23 protein-coding genes and 2 pseudogenes are annotated in these 24,112 nt (G+C 40.3%); 18 read left to right on the top strand and 7 right to left on the bottom strand.

Annotated elements, in window-relative coordinates:
- Window position 1 precedes the first annotated feature (1 nt).
- Window positions 2-892, bottom strand: coding sequence for a ribonuclease HIII (rnhC, locus tag HMPREF1514_RS00810; protein WP_037596544.1), 891 nt, complete (start codon window positions 890-892; stop codon window positions 2-4).
- Window positions 893-977: 85 nt separating this feature from the next.
- Here rnhC and HMPREF1514_RS00815 point away from each other — a divergent pair, with 85 nt between their 5' ends.
- The 5 genes from HMPREF1514_RS00815 (at window position 978) to trxA (ending at window position 6,215) form a co-directional block, all read left to right on the top strand.
- The gene (locus HMPREF1514_RS00815; RefSeq protein ID WP_003070932.1) at window positions 978-1,283 is read left to right on the top strand and encodes a hypothetical protein; all 306 of its coding nucleotides are present in this window, start codon (window positions 978-980) and stop codon (window positions 1,281-1,283) included.
- On the top strand, window positions 1,280-1,828 hold the full coding sequence (locus HMPREF1514_RS00820; protein WP_037596546.1) for a CvpA family protein: 549 nt from the start codon (window positions 1,280-1,282) through the stop codon (window positions 1,826-1,828). Before HMPREF1514_RS00815 ends, HMPREF1514_RS00820 begins: the two co-directional genes overlap by 4 nt.
- A 59-nt stretch (window positions 1,829-1,887) precedes the next feature.
- On the top strand, window positions 1,888-4,218 hold the full coding sequence (locus HMPREF1514_RS00825; RefSeq protein WP_037596549.1) for an endonuclease MutS2: 2,331 nt from the start codon (window positions 1,888-1,890) through the stop codon (window positions 4,216-4,218).
- 68 nt (window positions 4,219-4,286) lie between these two features.
- Window positions 4,287-5,705: a C69 family dipeptidase gene (locus HMPREF1514_RS00830; protein WP_037596552.1), complete on the top strand. Its 1,419-nt coding sequence runs from the start codon at window positions 4,287-4,289 to the stop codon at window positions 5,703-5,705.
- Window positions 5,706-5,843: 138 nt separating this feature from the next.
- Window positions 5,844-6,215 (top strand): thioredoxin, encoded by a 372-nt coding sequence (gene trxA, locus HMPREF1514_RS00835; RefSeq protein ID WP_304364684.1) that lies wholly within the window; start codon window positions 5,844-5,846, stop codon window positions 6,213-6,215.
- 99 nt (window positions 6,216-6,314) lie between these two features.
- On the opposite strand, the gene HMPREF1514_RS00840 is transcribed toward trxA, so the two are convergent.
- Together HMPREF1514_RS00840 and HMPREF1514_RS00845 are read right to left on the bottom strand one after the other, a co-directional pair.
- On the bottom strand, window positions 6,315-6,728 hold the full coding sequence (locus HMPREF1514_RS00840; protein ID WP_003070926.1) for a hypothetical protein: 414 nt from the start codon (window positions 6,726-6,728) through the stop codon (window positions 6,315-6,317).
- 171 nt (window positions 6,729-6,899) lie between these two features.
- On the bottom strand, window positions 6,900-7,379 hold the full coding sequence (locus HMPREF1514_RS00845; RefSeq protein ID WP_037596556.1) for a GNAT family N-acetyltransferase: 480 nt from the start codon (window positions 7,377-7,379) through the stop codon (window positions 6,900-6,902).
- A 99-nt stretch (window positions 7,380-7,478) separates the two neighbouring features.
- Here HMPREF1514_RS00845 and HMPREF1514_RS00850 point away from each other — a divergent pair.
- The 3 genes and pseudogenes from HMPREF1514_RS00850 to HMPREF1514_RS00860 all read left to right on the top strand — a co-directional run.
- Window positions 7,479-7,907, top strand: a pseudogene (locus HMPREF1514_RS00850) (DUF6261 family protein); the annotation flags it as partial.
- 139 nt (window positions 7,908-8,046) lie between these two features.
- Window positions 8,047-8,904 carry a mechanosensitive ion channel family protein gene (locus HMPREF1514_RS00855; protein ID WP_003070923.1) on the top strand — a complete coding sequence of 286 codons (858 nt, stop codon included), beginning with the start codon at window positions 8,047-8,049 and terminating at the stop codon, window positions 8,902-8,904.
- Between the two features lie 17 nt (window positions 8,905-8,921).
- On the top strand, window positions 8,922-9,509 hold the full coding sequence (locus tag HMPREF1514_RS00860; protein WP_037596558.1) for a DUF4352 domain-containing protein: 588 nt from the start codon (window positions 8,922-8,924) through the stop codon (window positions 9,507-9,509).
- A gap of 85 nt (window positions 9,510-9,594) precedes the next feature.
- Here the strand turns inward: HMPREF1514_RS00860 and gdhA are convergent, their stop codons facing one another.
- On the bottom strand, window positions 9,595-10,941 hold the full coding sequence (gdhA, locus tag HMPREF1514_RS00865; protein WP_037596561.1) for an NADP-specific glutamate dehydrogenase: 1,347 nt from the start codon (window positions 10,939-10,941) through the stop codon (window positions 9,595-9,597).
- Window positions 10,942-11,525: 584 nt separating this feature from the next.
- On the opposite strand from gdhA, the gene HMPREF1514_RS00870 reads away from it, so the two are divergent.
- Both HMPREF1514_RS00870 and msrB read left to right on the top strand, forming a co-directional pair.
- Window positions 11,526-12,461: a dihydroorotate oxidase gene (locus tag HMPREF1514_RS00870; protein WP_037596564.1), complete on the top strand. Its 936-nt coding sequence runs from the start codon at window positions 11,526-11,528 to the stop codon at window positions 12,459-12,461.
- A gap of 112 nt (window positions 12,462-12,573) precedes the next feature.
- Window positions 12,574-13,509: a peptide-methionine (R)-S-oxide reductase MsrB gene (gene msrB / locus HMPREF1514_RS00875; protein WP_003070919.1), complete on the top strand. Its 936-nt coding sequence runs from the start codon at window positions 12,574-12,576 to the stop codon at window positions 13,507-13,509.
- Between the two features lie 145 nt (window positions 13,510-13,654).
- On the opposite strand, the gene HMPREF1514_RS00880 is transcribed toward msrB, so the two are convergent.
- Window positions 13,655-14,833: an ROK family transcriptional regulator gene (locus tag HMPREF1514_RS00880; RefSeq protein WP_037596567.1), complete on the bottom strand. Its 1,179-nt coding sequence runs from the start codon at window positions 14,831-14,833 to the stop codon at window positions 13,655-13,657.
- A 172-nt stretch (window positions 14,834-15,005) separates the two neighbouring features.
- Between HMPREF1514_RS00880 and HMPREF1514_RS00885 the strand changes: the two genes are divergently transcribed.
- The 6 genes and pseudogenes from HMPREF1514_RS00885 to HMPREF1514_RS00910 all read left to right on the top strand — a co-directional run bounded on the left by HMPREF1514_RS00885 (window position 15,006) and on the right by HMPREF1514_RS00910 (window position 20,615).
- Window positions 15,006-16,271 (top strand): PTS sugar transporter subunit IIC, encoded by a 1,266-nt coding sequence (locus tag HMPREF1514_RS00885; RefSeq protein ID WP_003026394.1) that lies wholly within the window; start codon window positions 15,006-15,008, stop codon window positions 16,269-16,271.
- A 12-nt stretch (window positions 16,272-16,283) separates the two neighbouring features.
- Window positions 16,284-17,180 carry a DUF7916 family protein gene (locus HMPREF1514_RS00890; RefSeq protein WP_003026391.1) on the top strand — a complete coding sequence of 299 codons (897 nt, stop codon included), beginning with the start codon at window positions 16,284-16,286 and terminating at the stop codon, window positions 17,178-17,180.
- A 38-nt stretch (window positions 17,181-17,218) separates the two neighbouring features.
- Window positions 17,219-17,539: a PTS sugar transporter subunit IIB gene (locus tag HMPREF1514_RS00895; protein WP_003026389.1), complete on the top strand. Its 321-nt coding sequence runs from the start codon at window positions 17,219-17,221 to the stop codon at window positions 17,537-17,539.
- Window positions 17,540-17,548: 9 nt separating this feature from the next.
- Window positions 17,549-17,872: a PTS lactose/cellobiose transporter subunit IIA gene (locus HMPREF1514_RS00900; RefSeq protein ID WP_003070913.1), complete on the top strand. Its 324-nt coding sequence runs from the start codon at window positions 17,549-17,551 to the stop codon at window positions 17,870-17,872.
- Between the two features lie 318 nt (window positions 17,873-18,190).
- Window positions 18,191-19,080, top strand: a pseudogene (locus HMPREF1514_RS00905) (PTS transporter subunit EIIC); the annotation flags it as partial.
- A 269-nt stretch (window positions 19,081-19,349) separates the two neighbouring features.
- Complete coding sequence (locus tag HMPREF1514_RS00910) at window positions 19,350-20,615, top strand: CapA family protein (RefSeq protein WP_037596570.1); 1,266 nt, start codon at window positions 19,350-19,352, stop codon at window positions 20,613-20,615.
- An 80-nt stretch (window positions 20,616-20,695) separates the two neighbouring features.
- On the opposite strand, the gene HMPREF1514_RS00915 is transcribed toward HMPREF1514_RS00910, so the two are convergent.
- Window positions 20,696-21,205 (bottom strand): HXXEE domain-containing protein, encoded by a 510-nt coding sequence (locus HMPREF1514_RS00915; protein WP_037596574.1) that lies wholly within the window; start codon window positions 21,203-21,205, stop codon window positions 20,696-20,698.
- A 14-nt stretch (window positions 21,206-21,219) separates the two neighbouring features.
- Window positions 21,220-22,089, bottom strand: coding sequence for an AraC family transcriptional regulator (locus HMPREF1514_RS00920; RefSeq protein ID WP_037596577.1), 870 nt, complete (start codon window positions 22,087-22,089; stop codon window positions 21,220-21,222).
- Between the two features lie 111 nt (window positions 22,090-22,200).
- Here HMPREF1514_RS00920 and HMPREF1514_RS00925 point away from each other — a divergent pair, with 111 nt between their 5' ends.
- On the top strand, window positions 22,201-23,640 hold the full coding sequence (locus tag HMPREF1514_RS00925) for a glycoside hydrolase family 1 protein (RefSeq protein WP_037596580.1): 1,440 nt from the start codon (window positions 22,201-22,203) through the stop codon (window positions 23,638-23,640).
- Window positions 23,630-24,016, top strand: coding sequence for a VOC family protein (locus tag HMPREF1514_RS00930; RefSeq protein ID WP_037596582.1), 387 nt, complete (start codon window positions 23,630-23,632; stop codon window positions 24,014-24,016). Before HMPREF1514_RS00925 ends, HMPREF1514_RS00930 begins: the two co-directional genes overlap by 11 nt.
- The last annotated feature ends 96 nt before the right edge of the window (window positions 24,017-24,112 follow it).

Below are 24,112 nucleotides of genomic sequence, written 5' to 3' on the forward strand. Positions count from 1 at the left end.
CTTACCTTTCTAGAAGTTTTTTGGCTTTTTCAGTATTTTTAAAATGTAGTTTTGCGCTTGCTTCCAAACTCTTCATACCGTAGGTTTGAAGAAGCTGACTTGCGATTTTATCGGACTTTACTCCTGCTCCACTAGGTAATTCGTAGCCGAGCTCTTGACTTAAATTTTCAAGATTTTCTAAAAATAAGTCGCGTGCGATCATAGAACTGACTGCTACCGCTAGGTATTTGCCTTCGGCTTTTTCTTCTAACGTAATAGGGTTTGGAAAATGATTGCTTTCTCGCTGGAGATATTTTTGATAATTTTTGTCGCTGGTGAAAGCATCAATAACGATTTTTTGGGGCTGTACTCCTGTTTGTAGTAACAGATAAATAGCTTGATTGTGGAGAGCAACCTTGACAGAGACTGCATTATAGCCAGCAGCAATGACTTGGTTGTATTTTTTGGGAGACAGTAACAGAGCTTGGTGCTGAATCTTTTCCTTTAACAAAGGAACGATTTGCCTGATTTTCTGGTCTGTCAGGCTTTTAGAGTCATCAACTCCCAGCTTTCGTAGAAACCTATGCTGTTCTGGTGTGACAAAAGATGCCACAACAGCAAGTCCGCCGAAATAAGAACCGTTGCCGACTTCATCTGTCCCGATAAGAGGACAATTTTGCTGAGGAACTGTCGTTTCTTCTCTGGAAGCCTGATAGCCAAAAAATTGTGCTGCCTGCTCTGCTTTTTCTCCTTGGAAGAGGACTTTTCCTGAAGTGTAGATGGAGGCAGTTGCCTTATCAAGCTTAAAAAGGTAACGAATATAAGGATTTTTACTAGAAACAAGCTGTTCCTGGTATTGGGCAACAAAATTTTGAATTTGTTTCTCACTGGGTTGTAAGGTAATACTTTCCATATTGTTATTGTACCATAAAAGTGATAAATTTCTTTAAAAACTGACAAAATGGCTTCCTTTTGGTATAATATTTTGAGGTGATTTTATGGCAAACTTAAATCGATACAAATTTATTTTCGGAAAGAAAAGCGTAACCTTAACAACAGAACACGATAATTTATTCATGGAAGAGGTCGAAAAGGTTGCGACAGAAAAATATCACGCAATTAAAGAAAAGATGCCAATGGCTGATGATGAAACACTAGCTATTTTACTGGCAGTCAATAGCTTAGCGACACAATTGTCACGTGAAATTGAGTTTGATGACAAGGAGCAAGAGCTGGAAGAACTTCGTAAGAAAGTGCTAGAAGCCAACAAGCAAAAAGTTAGTGAGCAAGAGGAAACTGTATGATTTCGTTAGTGATTTTGCTGATTTTAGCTTGGAGTTTTTACATTGGCTACTCGCGCGGAATTGTACTACAAACTTATTATACTATTTCGGCGATCGTTTCAGCTATTATCGCAGGGCTACTATACCAATCTTTAGGTAAACAAATCAATCTTTTAGTACCTTATGCGAGTGCCCAGGAAGGGACATTTACGTATTTTTTCCCAAGTAGCCAATTGTTCCAGTTGGACAAGGTATTTTATGCTGGTCTGGCTTATCTCGTCATTTATACGATTGTGTATAGTGTAGCTCGTTTTATTGGAATTTTTATCCACTTGGTTCCAAATAAAAAAGCTAACGAGCGTTGGTACAATGTTGCTAGTGGTGTTTTAGCTCTTTGTGTTACCTTGTTTGGGATTCAAATGTTCCTAACCGTTTTGGCGACGATTCCCTTGCCAGTTGTTCAAAATCATCTCAATACAAGTAGTATAGCTCGTTTTATTATTAGTCACACACCGATTACTTCAGGAGTGTTAAAACAACTCTGGGTGACCAAAATCATTGGATAATACAAAGACTCAGTTGGTGGTGCTAGCTGAGTTTCTTTTTCATCGGGAAAGATAAGTATATGAATAGAAAAATTTTAGAAACATTAGAATTTGGGAAAATCAAGGCACTCTTTGAACCCTATCTGTTAACAGAACAAGGCCGTTTAGAGCTAGGACAGCTTTTTCCATCTAATAAACAGGAACGGTTGGAGACAGCATTTTTAGAAATGACGGACATGCAGCAGATTTTTGTGCAGCGTCCGCATTTCAGCTTGGCTGCGACTCAAGATATTACTGGACTGACCAAGCGTTTGGAGCTGGAAGGCGACTTAAACATTGAAGAATTTCTCGCTCTGAAGCGGGTTTTAACTGTCACGCAAGAATTGACTGATTTCTATGATGAGTTGGAAAATGTTGATTTGCAACGCTTGAACCGTCTTTTTGAAAAATTGCTGGCTTTTCCTAACCTGCAAGGATTGCTGCAAGCCATCAATGAGGGTGGATTTGTCGAAAGCTTTGCGAGTGACAATTTAGCTCGCATTCGCCGGAAAATTCAAGAAAATGAAGTTCAAGTGAGAGATATTTTGCAAGATATTCTCAAAACGAAGGGCGATATGTTGGTAGATCAAGTAGTAGCCAGTCGAAATGGTCGCAATGTTTTGCCAGTTAAGAATACATTTCGTAATCGGATTTCAGGCGTGGTACATGATATTTCTGCTAGTGGAAATACAGTATATATCGAGCCGAGGGCGGTAGTCAACCTCAATGAAGAAATCACCAATGCGCAGGCAGACGAGCGTCATGAGATTCTACGTATCTTGCAAGAGTTGTCCGACCGAATACGTCCTCATATTGCTGAAATTGCTAATAACGCTTGGATTATTGGGCATTTGGATCTAGTTCGGGCAAAAGTGTGTTTTATGCAGGAGAGAGGCGCGGTGGTGCCGATGCTGTCTGATAGTAAGGATATTCGCCTGCTCCATGTTACTCATCCCTTGATAGAAAATGCAGTGGCTAATGATTTGTACTTTGCGTCGGATTTAACGGAAATCGTCATTACTGGTCCTAACACAGGTGGGAAGACAATTATGCTGAAGACCTTGGGCTTGGCTCAGCTCATGGCGCAGTCTGGTCTGCCTATTTTGGCGGATAATGGTAGTCGAGTGGGGATTTTTGACCAAATTTTTGCCGACATCGGAGATGAGCAGTCTATTGAGCAGAGCTTATCGACTTTCTCTAGCCATATGACCAATATTGTTGCCATTTTAGAGCAGTCAGACGAAAATTCTTTGGTGCTTTTGGACGAGCTAGGAGCTGGAACCGATCCGCAGGAAGGCGCAGCTCTTGCAATGGCTATCCTTGAGGACTTGCGGCTGCGGCAGGTCAAGACAATGGCAACGACTCATTACCCGGAGCTTAAGGCCTATGGGATTGAAATGGCTGGCGTACAAAATGCTAGCATGGAGTTTGATACGGCAAGTCTAAGACCAACTTATCGCTTTATGCAGGGAGTGCCGGGCTGCTCCAATGCCTTTGAGATCGCAAGGCGTTTAGGTCTATCTGATAGAGTGGTCAAGGATGCTCAAGAATTGACCGATACGGACAGCGATGTTAATCGAATCATTGAGCGACTGGAGGAGCAAACGCTGGAAAGCCGCAAGCGCTTAGACAATATCCGTGAGGTTGAGCAGGAAAATCTCAAATTTAACCGAGCACTTAAAAAACTTTACAATGAGTTTAACCGAGAGAAAGAAACCGAGCTCAATAAGGCACGGTTGGAAGCTCAGGAAATTGTTGATCTGGCTTTGTCAGAGAGTGAGAGCATTCTCAAAAATCTCCATGATAAGTCCAGTCTTAAACCGCATGAGATTATCGAAGCCAAAAGCCAGCTGAAAAAATTAGCTCCGGAAACGGTGGACTTGTCACAGAATAAAGTGTTGAAACAAGCTAAAAAAGCACGGAAACCAAAGATGGGAGACGATATTCTGGTGATTAGCTACGGTCAGAGAGGGACACTTGTCAATCAGCTCAAGGACGGCCGCTGGGAAGCACAAGTTGGGCTCATCAAAATGACCTTGGAGGAAGCAGAGTTTAATCTGCTCAAATCTGAAAAAGAACAACCTAAGCGCAAGCAGGTCAATGTGGTGAAACGAATAACCACAAGCGGACCAAGAGCCCGACTGGATTTGCGAGGAAAACGTTATGAAGAAGCCATGCAAGAGCTGGATACCTTTATCGACCAAGCCCTGCTCAACAATATGGCACAGGTGGACATTATCCACGGAATTGGGACAGGCGTCATTCGCGAAGGCGTCACCAAATATCTCCGCCGTAACAAGCATGTCAAGAGTTTTGGCTATGCACCGCAAAATGCCGGAGGCAGCGGAGCAACGATTGTGGTGTTTAAGTAATAGAGAGTTGATGAACAAAGCAAGGCTGTTCAGGATAAAAAAAGAAAGATAGAAGAGAGGAAACATTTATGAGACAAAAAGGTATGCAAGATTCTTGTACGACGATTTTAGTTGGGAAAAAAGCGAGTTATGATGGTTCAACTATCGTTGCACGTACAGAAGATTCACAAAATGGTGTGTTTACGCCCAAGAAATTTATTGTTGTTAGCCCAGAAGATCAGCCGCGGCATTACAAATCTGTGCTGTCAACCTTTGAGATAGATTTACCGGACAATCCAGTCCGCTATACAGCAGTACCTGACGCCATTCCTAAGGACGGGATTTGGGGCGAAGCAGGCATCAATGTTTACAATGTAGCCATGAGCGAGACAGAGACGATTACCACGAATAGTCGAGTATTGGGGGCCGATCCTTTGGTGGCGACTGGTATCGGAGAAGAAGATATGCTGACCTTGGTGTTGCCTTATATCAAAACGGCGCGTGAGGGCGTGCTGCGCTTAGGAAAGATTCTTGAAGAATACGGCACCTATGAGTCAAATGGGATTGCTTTTTCTGATGTGGACGAAATCTGGTGGCTGGAGACAATCGGCGGACATCACTGGATGGCACGACGCGTGCCTGACGATGCCTATGTGACCAATCCAAACCAGCTAGGCCTTGATTATTTTGAATTTGATAACCCAGAGCATTTCCTCTGCCATCCAAATCTTAAAAGTTTTATCGAGGAAAATCATCTCAATCTTAATTACTCGAATGAGGGCTTCAATCCGCGCTATGCTTTTGGTAGCCAGAAGGACAAGGATCGCCATTACAATACACCGCGGGCTTGGGATATTCAGCGTTTTCTCAATCCGGAAATTGAGCAAGACCCACGCTCCTTTTTCCTTCCTTGGTGCCAAAAACCATACCGTAAAATCACGATTGAAGATGTCAAGTATGTTCTCAGCGGTCATTACCAAGACTCTCCTTATGATCCTTATGACTTAGAAGGTACATCTCACAGTCAGCGGACCTTCCGCACGATTGGGATCAACCGTACAAGTCAAACGTCGATCTTGCAGTTGAGACCCAATAAACCGCAAGAAACAACGGGCATTCAATGGTTGTCCTATGGTTCTATGCCTTACAATACGGCGGTGCCTTTCTTTACCCAAGTCTCTACAACACCAGCCTACTTTGCCAACACGACGGACAAGGTTTCGACGGATTCCTTCTACTGGACCAATCGCTTAATTGCTGCTTTGGCTGATGCTCATTTTTCTAGTCATCTGGGAGATTTGGATGATTACCAAGAAACAACCATGGCTCTGGGGCATGAAATGATTGGTCGAGTTGACCGATCTTTGGCAAATGGCGATCCAGTTGACTTTGAAGCAGAAAACCAGGCGATAAGTGATAAAGTACAAGAAGCAACTGACCAACTTCTAGATAAAATCCTCTTAGACGCTAGCAACTTGATGACGAATCATTTTTCTTTGAGTGACTAACTCTGCTCCGTAACACATTCTGTCACAATAGATGTTAATCTTAAGAACTTGCTGATTTATAAAAGACTATTTCTGGAATTATTGAATGCTAATCTGCTCCGTAGCAAATATTTTGCAAATTTCTCTTTTTAGTGTAGAATGTTGTCAAGAAATGAAATAGAGCGATGGCATCGGTCATCGTCAGAGGAGAACAATATGGTAACAGCAATTACAGATGCAAATTTTGCAGAAAAAACAAAAGACGGACTTGTCCTCATTGACTTTTGGGCAGCATGGTGTGGTCCTTGCCGCATGCAAACACCGATTTTAGAGAAATTAGCTGAAGAAGTGCATGAAGATGAATTGAAGATTTTCAAAATGGATGTGGATGCAAATCCAGCCACACCAGCTGAATTTGGGATTATGTCTATTCCAACACTTCTCTTTAAAAAAGATGGGCAAGTAGTGAAAAAACTGGTTGGCGTTCATTCAAAAGATCAGTTGAAAGCTATTGTAGCGGAATTGAGCTAATGATCCTATCAAAAGACAGCCTTACAATTTGTAAGGCTGTCTTTTTGTGATAAAAATAGAGGGGCACTGCCCCTCTACCTCTCTGCTAAGGCAGAGATATTAATGATTGCGTACTTTTTTGATAGCTTCTTTCAGCTGGCCGAAAGTTGTCGCTTCCTTACTGTTTAGGTCAAGCTCAGAAACTTTTCCATTTGCGTCAACAGTTTTACCTACTTTAGAAGAGATGTTTCCTTTAGAATAAGAGAAAGCAACACCAGTCGTTCCTTCTTCATCGCCAGGGACTTCTTCGGCAATGATTTTGTCGTTGTCATTCACCCCTGCAAAGAATTGATCGATTTGTTCTTGCGGTGCATGTTTATATTGTTCAACGAATTTTTGAACCGTATAATTTTCTTTTGTTGGCACCGTTTTAACTTGGTCATTTGCAGCAGCAGGGAAAGCTACGCTATAGCAAAGAATACCGAGTGTCAAAGCACTCACTGTTGATAAAGTGATTTTTGTTTTGATTTTCATGATAGGTACCTCGTGAATCTTATGTTTATAATTGTGTATGATGAAATTCCTTAGCCCATTGGTATCACCCCATTTCCATAAAATAAAGTGATGACGTCTTCTCACTTATATGGTAAGCTGTATAGCTTTTAAGGAAAATATAGAAGGAATCATATCATCCTCTAAATTTATTTAGATTCTAACTTTCTCCATTATGAGTAAGTTTCCCTTTTTTCCCTTAACATTTCTTTTTATTATACTAAACCCAGAATTTTTATATGCTTTTTGTGCTTGTAGGTTTTTTTCATTCACGGCTAAAATAATGTGATTTGTCTTTAAATTTAACGTTAAATCTATAAATTGAAAAATGTCTTTCAACGCTTTAGAACCATAGCCCTGATTTCTATAACGGTCATCAATTGAAAATCCTCTTATTAATGCATAATCATTTTGATAAAAACCATACTCTTGAGGGCCTGAACCCAAATGAAAACAAAAAAATCCAATTATTTTATTTTCTTCATTATTAAGAATTGCTACCGGATATCTATTGTGATCTAATCGATACTTATCAATGATATTTTGAGGAGAATCTGTATGGGAAATATCACTAAGTAAATAGTCTTTCAAGAAATGTTCATGCTTTGCTGGATTATACAACATTAATTTCATTATTTCTCCTTTGCTTTTTGCCTAACTTTTATATCTGGAATGGAAGAGTTCACATTATATATCTCTACTAAATATGATATCATAATCAAATAGATATGAGCTTTGATAAGTTTGAAACGCCTCTTTGAGCAGTACAAGGGGGCACACACCAAGCACTACGAGGAAGAAACAGCCCTCATTGACAGCTTGCTGGAAAAACTCAAAACAGCCCCATATAAGGAGCAGGTGGGGACTTTGGCGATTGGGAAATTTGTCGACAATCTGACGGAGAGCCACGCCGCTTTTGAGCAACTCTTTGCCTCCCGCTCACAAGAGAAGTTACAAAAAGTGAGCTATGATGTTAAACAATTGCGCAAAGAAGTGGCGACACCTTACCAACAGTTGGCAGACTATGTCGAAATTTTAAGTCAGGTCAAATCAGATGAGTTTTACCAAAATGTCCTTTCCGTACTCAACAACAGCCGCAAATACTATGCGGATATTCTTGCCCGCCGCAAGGGGAAAGTGCCTAAAGTAGAAGTGAACTAATTAAAAAATGAGGTTGGGATCTTCCCAACTTTTTTGTACTCGTAGATGAGGTGAAAGCCAGATAAATTATCCTTGACGACAGAGTACGTGCGCCGATAAGACTCGGATATGGTATAATAGAAATAAGTAGGAGGTAGCTATGCTATTTGCGAACAAGAATGTATTCTCTCGTTATTTTGAAAAACTCAACTGGTCTCATTTGGTAGATGATGTCTTTAGCAAGCTCGTTTCACTTTTGCTCTTGCTAGCTCTCTTTTACCTCGCTAAAAAGCTGGTACATGTACTCGTAAGAAAGATTATCTCCCCCTCATTGAAACTCTCTAGTCAAGACGAAGGGAGGCAAAAGACCCTCACTCGTTTGATGGAAAATTTGCTGAATTACACCCTTTACTTTCTCTTGATTTATTGGATATTAGCGATTTTAGGCTTGCCGGTGTCTAGTTTACTAGCAGGAGCTGGGATTGCTGGGGTGGCAATCGGGATGGGAGCGCAAGGCTTCTTGTCTGATTTAGTCAATGGTTTCTTTATTTTGTTGGAGCGGCAGTTGGATGTCGGAGACAGCGTTCGTCTGACTAATGGCTCGATTAAAATCGCAGGAACAGTTGTGAGTGTCGGAATTCGGACGACACAAGTGCGCGATGCAGATGGCACTTTGCATTACGTTCCTAATCGCAACATTACCGTCGTCAGTAATCTCTCACGCGGCAATATGCGAGCGCTCATTGATATTCCATTATACGCTCAGACGGATTTGGAGAAGGTCACTCGGATTATCCAGCAGGTCAATCAAGAATATGCGGGCGATCAAGTAGAAATTTTGCAGGAACCGACGATTTTAGGTCCGCAAGTTAGCGAAAATGGTCAATTTTATTTTCGTATTAGTATCACCGTCCAAAGTGGTAGCCAAAGCATCGTTTACCATCAATTTTACAGACTGTATCATGACGCTTTATTAAAGGAAGGAATTGATTTGCCAACGATTTATGCACCAGCGTAAGCAGAAAGGAGATTATTATGGAAGAACAAGTACCGCATGAAATAAAAACCCCTGCCGGTCACGTCTATCGCTTGAAACAGCCCCTGTATAAGCAGCCTTTGTTTTGGACGACCATCATTAGCTGTGTCATGCTTGTATTCATGACCCTCGTGGTGGCTGGTTTAAGTATTTTTAACTTTGCCTTTCTAGGGCATGGTGCTCGAACTGCAGTTTATCAAGATAGTTATAAACATCACCGTCTGGGAGACAGCGTGCGTTTTGAAAATGGAATAAAAATCACTGTTCAATACATTCATGTGGACTCCAAAGAGCGGATAAAAGGGCAAGCAACAGGAGCAATGATTACCGCCAAGGTCATTATCGAAAATACCTCTAGCGAATCTCTCCCTCTCAATGTCTATGACTTTGATTTACAAGACGAAATGGGAGAATCCTATGTCTTGGATGACGCTACTTTTGACACTGCCAACATAAAAGAGGAGCTTGCGGCGGGCGAAAAGGTGGAATGGAAGCTGATGTATGACGGTGAGGACGGCTCGCAGCAGCCCTATACTCTCGCTTATGACAATGTCAGGTGGGGAGAAACCAAAAGCGTGAAGTTTTAGAAATAGCGATTGATTGCTTATTTCAGCAGAAGAACAGTAAAAGGCTGTGGACAAACCTGTCCACAGCCTTTTGTCATGTATTCGTTTAAACAATTCCTTGGGCAATCATCGCATTGGCAATATTTTCAAAAGCAGCAATGTTTGCTCCGGCTAGATAATCGTTACCAAGATCGTAGTTTTCAGCGGTTGTCTTAGCGGTGTTGAAAATATTTGTCATGATGCTTTGGAGACGACTATCAACTTCCTCACGCGTCCATGAAAGACGGAGGCTATTTTGGCTCATTTCGAGTGCAGATACAGCAACTCCACCAGCATTGGCGGCTTTAGCAGGACCATAAAGGAGATTATGTTCTTTGTAAACGGCAATAGCATCCAAATTGCTTGGCATATTGGCACCTTCTGATACACAGCGAACTCCTTGAGCAACTAAGCGTTTTGCTGCTTCACCGTTGATTTCATTTTGAGTAGCACATGGCAGAGCAATGTCAAAGGAAGCTTCGTAAGTCCAGACAGAGCCCTCGTAGTAAGTGGCACTTGCTCTTTCGGCAGCGTATTCTGTCAGACGAGCACGGCGTTTTACTTTCACATCTACCAGAAGATCAAAGTCAATTCCGTCCTTGTCAATGATATAACCATTTGAATCAGACACAGAAATGACTTTGGCACCGAGTTCAGTTGCTTTTTGCACAGCATACTGAGCTACATTTCCAGCACCGGATACGACAACGGTCTTTCCGTCAAAACTTTCACCGTTTGCCTTGAGCATTTCTTGTGTATAGTAAACAAGTCCATAACCAGTTGCTTCTGGACGGATTAGAGAACCTCCAAATCTAAGTGGTTTACCCGTCAAGACACCGGCATCAAACTGACGTAGACGCTTGTATTGACCATACAGATAGCCAATCTCGCGTCCACCAACCCCAATGTCACCAGCAGGGACATCAAGAGAAGGACCGATGTATTTTTGCAATTCTGTCATGAAACTTTGGCAGAAACGCATGACTTCAGCGTCCGTCTTGCCTTTCGGATCAAAGTCAGAACCACCTTTACCACCGCCGATTGGTAGACCGGTCAAGACATTTTTAAAGATTTGTTCAAAACCGAGGAATTTCAAAATCCCTTGGTTGACTGTTGGGTGGAACCGAAGTCCGCCTTTATAGGGGCCAACTGCGGAATTGAATTGAACGCGATAACCGCGATTGACTTGCACCTTGCCGTTGCGATCAACCCAAGGGACGCGGAAACTAATCACACGTTCTGGCTCGGTAATGCGTGCCAGAATGTTTTCTTCAATGTATTCAGGATGTTTTTCAAAAACGGGCTCAAGTGTGTTTAAAAATTCTTCCACCGCTTGCAGAAATTCTGCTTCGTGAGCATTACGAGCTTTCACCAGTTCAAAAGTGTTTTGGATATATTCTTTAGCAGTTGTCATAGACTTCTCCTTAAATAAGATACGAAGACCGTGAAAAACAAAAGAAAAATAGGAAATATGACGAAGAAGCGATGCTTCAAGGAATATTTATCTTTTTTCTGAAGTTTTTAGGTCGAGTTCAATTACGCTGAACATGCTAGACTTTCGTCCGAGTTCGGTTGCAATAAGATACTAAGACCGTGAAAAACAAAAACATTCACATGACTATGTTTCTTAATATCCATGTCCGTAATTCACTATGCTCAAACGGTCATGGAAAAAATAGGTAGCCGAATAGAGATTGTTTTATATGATTAGTTAGATTTATCTCTTCTAGCTTTCAACAATCCTAGCTCCATCACAGAACGAGACTTTCGTCCAAATCAGTGTAGATTATCGTTTATTACGTGTGTCATTATAGCAGAAAAATTTTATACTGTAAAGAAAAAAGTTGAATTTTCTGAAAATTCCGACGGAGTTTGATGCCAGAATTTTGCGTATCAAAAATTTATTTGTTTATCCCGAACATTTTTTTCTTCTATTCTGTTCAAAGAGTCATATTTCTGCTTTTAGTGGTACAATAGAAAAAACTAAAGGAGTATTTCATGGTATCAACTCAAACACAAATTGCTGGTTTTTCTTTTGACAATTGCCTGATGAATGCAGCTGGTGTAGCGTGCATGACGATCGAAGAGCTGGAAGAGGTAAAAAATTCAGCTGCTGGAACCTTTGTGACTAAGACAGCTACTTTGCAAGCGAGAGTAGGAAATCCTGAACCTCGCTACCAAGATGTGCCGCTCGGCTCAATCAATTCAATGGGGTTACCAAATCATGGACTAGATTACTATCTGGATTACTTGTTAGATTTGCAAAAGATAGAACCCAATCGAACATTCTTTTTATCTCTTGTGGGGCTGTCACCAGAAGAAACTCACATTCTTTTGAAAAAGGTACAAGACAGTGATTTTAAAGGATTGACCGAGCTTAATCTGTCTTGTCCCAATGTTCCTGGCAAGCCACAAATTGCCTATGATTTTGAAATGACGGAAAAAATTTTGAGTGAAGTATTTGCCTATTTCACTAAACCGTTGGGGATTAAATTACCACCTTATTTTGATATTGCGCATTTTGATCAGGCAGCAGCGATTTTCAATAAATTACCACTTTGTTTTGTCAACTGTGTTAATTCGATTGGCAACGGGCTGTATATTGACGATGAAACAGTCGTCATTCGTCCGAAAAATGGGTTTGGTGGAATTGGTGGGAAGTACATCAAACCAACCGCATTGGCTAATGTTCATGCTTTTTACCAACGTTTGAAACCGGAAATTCAAATCATCGGTACCGGTGGTGTGCTGACCGGCCGAGATGCTTTTGAGCACATTCTTTGTGGAGCCAGTATGGTGCAAGTCGGAACGACGCTCCATAAAGAAGGCGTAGGAGCTTTTAATCGTATTACAAATGAGTTGAAAGCGATTATGGCAGAAAAAGGCTATGAAAGCATAGAAGATTTTCGTGGGAAATTGCATTATATAGAGTGAAAAAGCGTTTTCTACGTCTTTTTTCACATCATTCTCAAGAAAGTTCTAATCAAATCCTTATAATATTTTAGAGATTTATGAGAAAATAAGAACAAAGAAATGAGGTGTTTTTATGGCTGAAATTTATCTAGCAGGAGGCTGTTTTTGGGGGTTAGAAGAATATTTTTCTCGTATCAAAGGTGTGACTGCTACAACTGTCGGTTATGCCAATGGGCAGGTTGAGACGACAAACTATCAGCTGGTTAAGCAGACAGACCATGCGGAAACGGTTCATGTGACTTATGATGAAAATCTGGTTAGCTTGCGAGAAATTCTGCTCTACTATTTCCGTGTGATTGATCCGCTGTCTATCGATAAGCAAGGAAACGATGTTGGCCGTCAATACCGCACAGGGATTTATTATACAAATGACACGGATATGTCAGTCATCAATGAAGTCGTGAAAGAGCAAGAGCGGCAATGCGGTCAGGAGATTGCAGTAGAAGTAGAACCACTGCGTCATTATGTATTGGCAGAGGACTATCATCAAGATTACCTCAAGAAAAATCCCAGTGGCTATTGTCATATCAATGTTAATGACGCTTACCAACCTTTAGTAGATCCGAAACAATATGTGAAACCGAGTGAGCCAACTTTAAAGGAAACATTGTCTGAAGAAGCTTATCAGGTCACCCAACATGCTGCAACTGAACGACCATTCCAAAATGAGTATTTTGCAACTTTTGAAGAAGGCATTTATGTAGATGTGACAACAGGAGAACCACTGTTCTTTGCCGGTGATAAATTTGATTCGGGTTGTGGTTGGCCGAGTTTTACAAGACCAATTGCCAAAGATGTGATTAAGTATTATCAAGATAAAAGTCACGGTATGGAGCGAATCGAGGTACGTTCTCGCTCTGGAAATGCGCATTTGGGGCATGTCTTCACAGATGGTCCTCAAGACCAAGGCGGACTGCGCTACTGTATCAATTCGGCAGCACTACGCTTTATCAAAAAAGAAGAAATGGAAGCAGCAGGATATGGCTACTTACTTTCACATATGAAGTAACGTGGGACAAACTGCCATTAGAATAAAAAAGAAGGACTGGGCAAAAAGCTTAGTCCTTTCATCTTTTATAAGTATGATTGAAATAATTTGTTATAAATATAAAAATCAGGAAATGATAAAAACATATCATTTCCTGATTTTTTACTTAAACACTCAGCAATTCCTTTTGCAGACAAAGCGCAACGCCAGCTGTTGCACCAGTGAAGTCATTGTAGGGCTCGATAATGAGTTCAGGCAAGTCTTTGAAGAGTAGTTTTGGTTGTTGTGAGATTTCTTGATAGAAAGCTGCAATGACTTTGTCATCAATCAAGATGGGACTGTGCAGATAAATTTTCTTTGCATCAATCATCATGCTAAGGTTTAGCAGGGATTGTGCCAAATACTTAAATGCCAAATGCAGGAGATTGAGAATAGCTTGGTCTCCTAAGTTATATGCTGTGAGGATAGTTTGAATCGTGATCTCTTCTTTATCTGTGACAAGTGATTTTAAATGTGTCAACTCGGCAGTTTCAAAGATGATTTTTGCTTTTTTTATCAGCCAGCTTTCACTAGCGTAAGTCTGCAAACAGCCTCTGCGTCCACAACCACAGACTTCTCCGTCAGGACAAACGACGGTATGACCAATTTCGCCGATGACAATATTGCTTTTGCCGTAGATTTTGCCATTGTACATATAAGAGCAGTGCATACCCCGTGCAAAATGAAAATAGATAAAATTCTCATCTAGTTGGTAAGCAGAAAAAAGGCGCTTTGCTAGTGCCATGCAATTGACATTATTAGAAAAGTAAATTGGAAAAGAAAACTCGTTTTTAATCTTCGCTAGATCAAATTGTTTCCATGTTTGATTGTTTGTTGTAATCAAATCATTGTGCAGATAGCGACCTGGAATGGCTACTCCTACAGCTTGAATTGTATAGGAATTGTTCCGAAAAATGAATTGTTCAAGTAAATGACAAAACAAATCAGCGCCTTCTGCTAGAATTTTTTCCGAGGTGACGGTTGCTTTATCTTTATCAATCACATTTCCTGTATTATCACTCAACACAAAAGAAAAGTATTTTTCTGATAGTTCGCAGCCGATGAAATAAGAGTGCTGTTTTTTAATACCCAAGAGGATTTTCTTGCGTCCGACTTTTGTGTGTTCTTCATCTTCCCCCAGCTCATACAGCAGGTTTTCTTGGATCAAACTTCCTGTAATCGCACTAACTGTAGCAGGAGTAATGCCCGTCTCTTTTGAAATATCAATGCGAGAAATTGGCCCCTTGGCGTAAATTTTATCTAAAATAATTGTTCGTAACTCAGCTTGTTTTTTCGTTTGATTCATTATCTACCATCCTTCCCTGCATCTATTATATATTGATTATAAAAAATTATCAAATACAAGTGAAAACGCTTGACTTTTTGGGGTAATTGTTTTAAAATATAATTAAAAAGCGAGATAAAGTTGATTTTGTCTGCTATTTAATAATATATTATAATCAAAGGAGATTGTAAAGATGGACAAATTTTTACAAGCAAAACTAATGCCTATTGCTATTAAGTTGGGGAACAATAAAGGCTTAGTAGCAATTCGAGACGGCATTACGCTTGCGGTACCATTACTGTTGATTGGTTCTTTGTTTATGGTCATTGCTAGTTTTCCTGTTCCAGGATGGGAAGCTTATTTGACAAAAATTGGGGTTTCTGCCTATCTATGGAAAGGCGTGGATAGTAGTTTTGGTCTGATTGGTTTGGTAGCCAGTTTTGGAATTGCCTACTATATGAGCCGTCAATACAAAGTGGATGGGATTCCTTCTGGGATTATCTCGCTTGCTGCCTTTATCACAGTGACACCATTCCTTGCTACTAAAACAGGAAACGGTGTTCCCACAGCATTTTTAGCTTCACAAGGTCTTTTTGTAGCAATCATTCTTGGTTTAGTGAATGGTTATATCTATCAATGGTTCATCAATCATAATGTCCAAATTAAAATGCCTGATGGTGTTCCACCGGCAGTTTCAAAAAGTTTCAGCGCCATTATTCCAGGTGCAGTGATTATCACAGGCTGGTTGTTGGTTTATGCCCTTTTAGCAAGTTTAAAACTACCAAATTTGCATGCGGTAGCTCAAACTGTTTTAGGAAAACCGCTAGGTCTACTAGGTAATAATTTATTTGGTTTGATGATTCTAGTTGCTTTAAATAGTTCATTCTGGTTTGTTGGACTTCATGGAGGAAATGTTGTCAATGCGGTTATGAAACCATTGTGGCTTTCGAATCTCGATGCCAATAAAGTTGCTTATCAAGCAGGGGAAAAACTACCACATATCTTTACCAGTGTCTTTATGGATAATTTTGTCTTCATTGGCGGTGGCGGCGCAACTATTGGCTTGGTATTAGCGATTGGTTATTTGGCGAAAAAGAGAAAATCAAGCAAACAAATCAAAACACTGGCACCTATTACAGTGGTTCCAGGTTTGTTCAATATCAATGAGCCAACGATGTTTGGTGTTCCAATTGTCTTAAATATCTTGCTTCTGTTCCCATTCATTTTGGCACCGATTGCGAATCTCATCGTTGCATGGTCATCCATGGCAAGTGGTCTTGTACCGTTAACATATACTGACCCAGGTTGGACAACTCCTCCGATTATTAGTGGTTTGCTGGCAACGGGAAGTTTTAAAGCGTCTATTTTACAAGCTGTTCTTATTGTGATTGATATTTTAATCTATATTCCATTTGTAATTACTATTGAAAAACGCTTTAAAGCAGAAGAAAATCAGTAGGGAGATGAGAATATGAAACGATTAATTAGTGCAAATCCTTCGGAAATTTTGAATATGACAGCCCAAGAGCTCAAGCAAAGCATTCAAGCGAGTGAAGGGCGAGTTGTTTTATCCGAAAATGTTGTCATTCGTGAAACCTTTGTCGGAGATATCACCAATGCTGAAATTGCAAGAGCCTTCGGCGCAGATATGATTTTACTGAATTGTTTAGATGTTTTCCAACCAGAAATATTTGGCTTAGATTGTAAAAAAGAGCAAATTGTTCACGAATTGCATCGCTTGGTGGGAGCTCCGATTGGAGTGAATTTAGAACCTGTTGATTTGGAAGCTGATATGTTGGAAGAAGTACAAGTGATTGCTGCCGGTCGGCAAGCTAGTCAGGCTTCTTTTGAACAAATTGAAAAATTAGGTTTTGATTTTGTTTGTTTGACAGGTAATCCAGGAACAGGAGTTAGCAATAAAGAAATTATTGATGCAGTAAAATTAGCTAAGCAGCATTTTTCAGGTTTGATTATAGCTGGAAAAATGCACGGTGCAGGAGTATCCGAGCCGGTTGCAGACATTCAGATAGCTGAACAATTATTAGAAGCTGGTGCAGATGTGATTTTGGTACCAGCGGTTGGTACAGTTCCTGCTTTCAGTGATGAAGAAATGAGAGCTGTCGTAGATCTAGTACATAGTAAAAGAGGTTTAGTCTTAAGCGCTATTGGCACTAGCCAAGAGACGTCAGATATTGAAACAATTAAACAAATCGCACTTCGTAATAAAATTTGTGGTGTTGATATTCAACATATTGGGGATGCAGGCTATGGTGGTTTGGCAGTAGTGGATAATATTTATGCACTGAGCAATACTATTCGTGGCGTTCGACATACTGTGTCACGTTTAGCAAGATCCGTTAATCGGTAGAAAAGATCGTTGACTTTAATGAATAGAAAGGAACAATTATGACTAAAGTTACCATTATGTTGGCATGTGCTGCGGGTATGAGTACCAGCTTGCTTGTTACAAAAATGCAAGCTGCAGCTGATGAAAAAGGATTAGATGCAGAAATTTTTGCGGTTCCAGCACCAGAAGTAGACGATATTCTTTCAGAAAAGAAAGTAGATGTTTTGTTATTAGGTCCACAGGTGCGCTATCTTTTAGATCAATTCACAGAAAAGTTAGCTCAAAAGAATATCCCAGTTGGAGTTATCCCAATGGTGGATTATGGCATGATGAACGGTTCAAAGGTGCTAGCGTTAGCTGAGGAACTGATCGGAGGCTAGAAGATTGATATGGAAAATTCAAATTTAGAAAGTATCATGTCCCTCATTATGTATGGTGGCGAGGCGAAGAGCAATGCTTTTGAAGCGATTCAAAAAGCTAAGAACGGTCTCTTTGAAGAAGCACATGAAAAGTTAAAAGCAGCAGATGAGGCATTAGTTTTAGCACACAAGTCACAGACAGTGATGTTGACACAAGAAGCTCAAGGTGAAAAAATTGAGCTCAGTCTTTTGATGGTGCATGCTCAAGATCACTTGATGACGAGCTTAACGTTTATTGATTTAGCAAAAGAAGTTGTTGCAGTGTATGAACGACTAAATCAAATGGTTAAATAATCTAATAATATTCTCTTTAAGAACTTTGATAGGTTGAACGACTTGTCAAAGTTTTTTAATATCCTTAACAGACGATTATTTTATTTATCACCTGATAATTATTTAAAAAAAGTTTTAGAAACCGCTCGCAAATCTCAAAATTTGTGCTATGCTTAATTCATGGATTGTTACTGGTCATGCAGGCAAAACCTAGACAAATACGAGATATGAAGTAGGGGAACTGCTTTCTATTTGGTGTATGTTTAGGTTTTTTTGTTACAGTTTTCTATATTTATATGTGTAACAAATGGCTGGCCTAAAAATTAAAGGAGGCCTATTATGGAAAAAGATTATACGAACTTAGCTCAGGACATTCTCAATCACGTCGGAGGCTGTGATAAGTTAGCAGTGTTAAGCACTGTGTAACCCGTTTACGCTTTACTCTAAAAGGTGAGAGCAAGTCAGATACTGACTATCTTATGGCGCGTGATAGTGTAATGACCGTAGTGAAGGCTGGAGGTCAGTATCAGGTTGTGATTGGAAATCATGTCCCTGATGTTTATGCAGCGGTATTGGCAGTCGGTGGTGTGCAGGGGCAGGGTGCAGGTACTGTGGAAGCACATGAAGAAGCGGTGAAGAAAAATCCACTCGATGCCTTTATTGACTTTCAACCCTTCCTTGGTCCTTTAGCGGCAACTGGGATTATTAAAGGTGTGGTCGCTATCCTGACCGCAACCTTAGGCTGGACAGCAAAGAACAATGGTGTTGCACTTGTCTTGACAGCAGCAGGTGACGGATTCTTCCAATTCTTACCGATTATGATTGCTCTCAATGCTGCTCGTAAGTTCAAAATGAATGACTTCACTGCATTAGCAATTGCAGCAGCTCTAGTCTATCCGAACTTGGAAGCTAGTATGACAGCTTTGGGGAAAGTTGGAGCAGTAAACTTCTTTAGTATTCCATTGGGCTTGCCGACAGGAGACTATCTGTCAACGGTTATTCCTGCTATTTTGGCAGTTTGGGTAGCATCTCACATCGAGATATTCATGAAAAAAATCACGCCAGACTTTGTCAAAGTGTTCATGGTTCCATTCGTGACTCTTATGATTGCAGTATCTTTGACCTTCTTACTTGTGGGACCAATCGCTAATACAGCTTCTAGCTTGATTGGTTCCGGTTTGACAGCTATTCAAGGTTTCAGACTGATTCTTTATGGTGTGCTGCTGGGTGTTCAGTTACGACTCCTATCATTGTTACCAATATAGCTAATTATAAGGCAGTTGAAGCGCTAGCTCATGGTGATGTACGGATAGGCGATGCATTATTAAAAGCAAGTAAATAATTTAAGAAAAAGGACAAGTATTTATACAGTTTCAAACAGTTGGTCGAAAAATCTAATTTAAGAACAGTATAATCTGCTTCGTCCTTTTTATTATTTCTAAATTCCTGCGTCATGTTCGCTTCTTTATGCTACAATGTAGATAAAGGAGAATAGAACATGAAAAGAATGGAACGAAAAATACAGTCAGCGACCAATTGGCAGTTTATTTTAGGCTTGCTTTGCGCCGTGTTTGTAGCAGCAAGTGTGATTTTAGTAGCTGAAAAAATAAACGATAGCATTACGATTAAGGGAAAGTCGGCAAAAACAGGTGTTGTACAAAAGAAAAAAATGTCTTCTTCCTCAAATGGTGTACAGACGGCTCGTATCATGGCAAACGGAGATCTGCTATATCATGATCTTCTATATATGAGCGCCTTACAGTCAGATGGGACGTATGATTTCACAGAAAATTATCAATATGTCAAACCTTGGCTGAAAAAGGCGGACTTGGTATTAGGAGATTTCGAGGGGACTATCCGACCAAATTATCCTTTGGCGGGTTACCCACTGTTCAATGCGCCAGAGTCGGTGGTGTCAGCTATCAAAGATGCTGGTTATCAAGTTGTGGATTTGGCACACAATCACATTTTGGATTCTCAATTGGAAGGTGTTTTTTCAACGGCAAAAGCATTTGAGCAGCAAGGAATTACACCGATTGGGATTTATACACATAAAAATAGGGATAAAGCCTCACTTGTGATTAAAAAAGTGAATGGGATTAAAATTGCGCTCTTAGCTTATTCCTATGGGTTTAACGGCTTGGAGGAAAATATCTCTCATGCAGACTACAATCATCATTTGTCGGATTTAAATGAAGAAAAGATGAAAAAAGAAATTAAGCAAGCCGAAAAAGAAGCTGATATAACCGTTGTCATGCCTCAGATGGGGGTTGAATATCAATTGGAACCGACACAGGAACAAAAAACTCTTTATCATAAGATGATTGAGTGGGGAGCGGATATTATTTTCGGCGGGCATCCGCATGTTGTTGAACCATCAGAGGTCGTCAAACAAAATGGGCAAAAGAAATTCATTATCTATTCTATGGGAAATTTTATCTCCAATCAGCGAATCGAGACAATGGACGGTGTGGAAAATAAGAAATGGACAGAACGCGGCGTGCTCATGGACGTGACGGTTGAAAAATCAAAGAAAGGGACGATTATCAAGGATGTACAGGCACATCCGAGTTGGGTGAGTCGTGTGGCGAAAGGGACGTATTCACCGGAAGGCTATCCTCTCTACACCTACCAGACCTATATTTTAGAAGATTTCATTGAAGGTGGAAAATACCGTAATCAATTAGACCAAGCCACCAAAGAACGAATCGACACAGCTTATCAGGAAATGAATGAGCATGTAAATTTGAAATGGAGCAAATGAGTTTCGATTAAAATAAAAAGCGCTTAAAAGAGTCTTGCAGCAGACAATGTTTAAGCGTTTTTTAGATATTCAAAATGGCTTTAGTTTAACCGGGCAGAAAATTGTTTTCCTAACCAAAGTGCAAAAAATAGATTGCTGATAACGATGAGAACGCCAATGAGACTGAAAACAAGAAGTTCAATTGTGTTGATATGAAGTAAAGTGGTGGTTTTCCAAATGATAATACTGCTAACCGGTAAACACAGGATAGAGGTTGCAAGAGCTGGTATATAGCACCTAATCCAGATAGCTTGCAGGATATGAAGCACCAGATGAAGAGCGAAAGCGATGAATCCACCCAACCAGATGAGGTAAAGGAAGCGAGTATGGTAAAAAATAGCAAAGAAAGAGACAAAGAGCACCACGACAAATTCTTCTGCTACAGCTAGTGCGAACCCTTCTGTGGATAAGTCTTTGTGGGCCTTTAGAATGACCGTAGCTTTTTTTGCCAGTAGCCGCTCATTGCGCTGTAGCCATGGTATGAAACCAATGATTTCTTCTAAATCATGAAAAATGAAAAGCAGTGGAAATAACCAGATAATATCTTTCATGGAGTCCCTCCTTGTTATTTTTTCCGATATTGACTAGGAGTTAGTTGGTAATACTTTTTAAACTGCCGATTGAAGTTAGAGAGGTTGTTAAAGCCAGATTGGGCAGCAATTTCTAGGACGGGTAAGGTAGAATGCTGCAAGAGTTCAGCCGCTTTTCGCAAGCGAAATTGAATCACGTATTCTATACAAGACACCCCCAAATGTTTTTTAAAGAAATTCATGAAATGCGTATCGCTGTAACCACAAATTTTGGCAAGTTGGTCAATAGTGAGCTCTTCTTGATAATGAGCGCTGATATAGTCAATAATGGTACGGATTTTTTCTTCCTTGCGATAGCCTTCTAAGGTTTGCTCTTTTGAAATGACATAACCATTTTCAAATAAAAGATAAAAGAGTTGATTGAGCCGGGATTTGAGTTGAAATTCAAAATATTTTGTGCGGTAATAGCCTATTTTCATAGCATCAAGTAAACATTGCCGAATGTCTGTATAGGCTGGTTGATTGGGCTTGATAACACGAACAAAATCCAGTTGACCATTATAAAGCGGCTGCAGATAGTCAATGCTAGCTTGGTCCATAGCAGAATAGCCCATTAAATCCAAATGAAAGTTGAGAGCGTCCATGTAATGGCGGCGATTTTCAATCGGGTGAATCGAGTGAAGGGCATTGGGACGAATGAGGATAATATCACCTGCTTCACTATTAAAGTAATCATAATCAATGTGAAACTGTGCTGTTCCCTCATGGACGTAAATCAGTTCAACATCCGTATGCCAATGAAAGAGAATGTCCGGCTGTCCATTTTTGGTAATGGTTCGTGTGAGAGAGTAAGGTGTGCCTTGATTTTTGTAAACGATATTTTTGTGTAATGTTCCTAGATCCATAAGTGTAGCCTCTTTCGTAGAATAATACCAATTTATAAGAGAATTGTGCTAGAAAATACTCTTGCCTAAGATTATAATATAATTAAGTAAAAAATAAAAGAGGTAGAAGCCATGAGTAAATTTCCAGCAGATTTTCTTTGGGGTGGTGCAACAGCTGCCAATCAATACGAGGGTGCTTACGATGTGGACGGTAAAGGTCTTTCGGTTCAAGATGTGACGCCAAAAGGTGGCATACCAGCTAATGCAGGTGATCTCAATCCTTTGATTACAGATAAGCCAACAGCTGATAACCTAAAATTGGAAGGAATTGACTTTTATCATCGTTACAAAGAAGATATTGCCCTTTTTGCAGAAATGGGCTTCAAGGTTTATCGTACTTCTATTGCTTGGTCACGGATTTTCCCAAATGGTGATGAAACGGAGCCAAATGAAGCAGGTCTAAAGTTTTATGACGACCTTTTTGATGAATTGGCCAAATATAACATTGAACCTTTGGTGACTTTGTCACATTATGAAACACCTTTGCATTTGGCGCGTCAGTATAATGGTTGGGCAAATCGTGATTTGATTGGCTTTTATGAGCGCTATGTTCGTACCGTCTTTACTCGTTACAAAGACAAGGTGAACTATTGGTTGACCTTTAATGAAATCAACTCTGTTTTACATGCGCCGTTTATGAGTGGAGGGATTGCAACTCCAGTAGAAGAATTGTCCAAACAAGATCTTTATCAAGCTGTTCATCACGAACTAGTGGCATCAGCTCTTGCAACTAAAATTGGGCATGAAATCAATCCAGATTTTAAGATTGGGTGTATGGTACTAGCTATGCCGACTTATCCGATGACGCCAAAACCAGAGGATGTACTGGCTGCTCGTGAGTTTGAAAATCAGAATTATCTTTTTTCAGATATTCATGCGCGTGGTAAATATCCAGCATATATGAACCGTTTTTTCAAGGAAAATGGAATCAAGATCCAATTTGCACCGGGTGATAAAGAATTGATGTCAGAGCATACCGTAGATTTCGTCTCCTTCTCTTATTACATGAGTGTGGTTGCTGCCCATGATCCGGAAAGTTATTCTTCTGGTCGTGGAAATGTGCTGGGTGGGTTGCAAAATCCTTATCTAACTGCTTCAGAATGGGGCTGGCAAGTGGATCCAATTGGTCTGCGTCTGGTTCTCAATGCTTTCTATGACCGTTACCAATTACCGCTCTTTATCGTAGAAAATGGTCTTGGTGCGAAAGATGTCTTGGTAGATGGTCCTGATGGTCCGACTGTTGAAGATGATTATCGCATTGATTATCTTAAACGGCATTTACAGCAGGTCGGCGAAGCAATTGAAGATGGTGTTGAACTCTGGGGCTACACCACTTGGGGCTGTATTGACCTTGTGTCTGCTTCAACAGCTCAGATGAGCAAGCGGTACGGATTTATCTATGTTGATCGAAACGATGATGGAACAGGGACTTTGGCTCGCTATAAGAAGAAATCATTTGATTGGTATAAAGAAGTTATTGCAACGAATGGAGGAAAACTCTATGAAGATTGAGCACGCAGCCCTTTATGTTCGAGATTTAGAAGGAGCTAAACGCTTCTTTGAAACGTATTTTGAAGCGAAAAGTAATCAGCTTTACCATAATCAAAAAACAGGTTTTCAGTCTTACTTCCTCAGCTTTGACGAAGGGGCGAGATTGGAAATCATGACTCGAAAGGAAGGTTTAACGGAGAACAACCAAGAACTTCTCTTTTTGGGGTATCACCATCTGGCATTTAGTCTAGGAAGTAGAGAAAAGGTAAATGAACTGACAGCGAGGCTTCAAGCAGACGGCTATCAGCTTTTAAGCGGACCGCGTCTGACAGGTGATGGTTACTATGAAAGCTGCATTCTGGGTTTAGAAGGCAATCAGATTGAATTGACAGTATAATTTGATAAATTTGCTCCTTATAAAAAAGACCGAATCTTTCGATTCAGTCTTTTTCAGATTACACAAATGAACTGAAGAATTGTAACAGAGGGGCAA

It is taken from the genome of Streptococcus sp. AS20, assembly GCF_000524255.1.
GTDB lineage: Bacteria > Bacillota > Bacilli > Lactobacillales > Streptococcaceae > Streptococcus > Streptococcus constellatus.